The sequence below is a fragment of the Oleiphilus sp. HI0079 genome (assembly GCF_001635105.1).
On the sequence record NZ_LWFT01000851.1, the window covers coordinates 1 to 1184 of the forward strand.

Here is a 1184-nt window from a genome sequence, read left to right on the forward strand (position 1 = left end):
TTTTTCGGTGGCTCAAGACTTCTTTGGTGATCTGACCACCTTGTCGCTCGCTTACGCTCGTGGTTGGGACTCTGTCGGGAAACGGGGGCAGGCAGAAAGCGACTGGGAAGACAAAGATCTTCAGAATTATAATCTTGGCTTGACGCAAGTTATTACAAAAAACGCGCTGTTTAGCATCGATGTCGATGTGATTACCGACGAAGGAAAGCTTGAAAATCCCTATCGTCAAAATCGTTATGTCGACCCGAATGACAGCACGGCCTACCTATATCAACCTGAGGTTTATCCAGATACACGAACAAGCACAGCGCTTGGGTTTCGTGGAATGTATTTCTTACCTTATCGTGCTTCGGTCAAATTAGAATACCGTTATTTTTCCGATAGCTGGGACATTCAAGCAAACACCTATGGTGTTTCCTACAGTCATGCTTTCGACGAATCATGGATCTTCGAAACACGCCTGCGTTATTACGAACAGGATCAAGCTCGGTTTTATAGCGATCTCTTTCCATTCGCGAACTCTCAAACCCATGTTGCCAGAGATAAGGAGCTAAGCACCTATTCTGGTATTACGTACGGATTTGGTGTGAGCTATGAGGTCAAACAGGGTGTAATTCCGTTCGTTAAGCGCCTCCAGCTAAGCCTTTTGGCCGACATTCTTGATTACGACTACGAGAACTTTAGAGACGTAACCGCGTCGGGAAGTTACTTGCCGGGCGAAGAGCCGCTATATGAGCTCGACGCTTGGGTCACACGCACATCATTAATTGTCGAATTTTAACAGGACTATCAAGCATGAACGCCAACACTAACATCATCAAACATCGGCTTGCTTGGTTAATGGCAGCACTTTTCGTTTGTCTGTTTACGAGTTTGTCTGCTCTAGCTGAAGAAGCGGAAAGCCAGTCACCATTTACGGTCGTTGAGAATACGAGCTCGCCGTTTACCGAAGTAAAAAACGACGACGAAGCTTCACCGCAGAGCGAAACGGATGCACCTAAAGAGTATGCCATCGATAAGTCAAAACCGGTTGCTCTTAGCGTGGAAGAATTGAAGAAACAGGTCATCAAGCTCAATCGTCACCTCTTTATTCTCGAAGAAGATTTATTGTTTCCTGCAAATACCCAGTTTGTGGTGTTCCTTTCTCTCGACACTGGTCAGTTTCTAAAACTCGATAGCGTGAA

Annotated in this window: 1 protein-coding gene and 1 pseudogene; both read left to right on the forward strand. The window is 45.7% G+C overall.

The window, feature by feature from the left end; all coding sequences use genetic code 11:
* Window positions 1–781: DUF3570 domain-containing protein (locus tag A3750_RS16035; RefSeq protein ID WP_068548437.1), on the forward strand; the 781-nt coding region annotated here is incomplete at its 5' end.
* Window positions 782–795: 14 nt separating this feature from the next.
* A pseudogene (locus A3750_RS26930) lies at window positions 796–1184 on the forward strand (hypothetical protein); the annotation flags it as partial.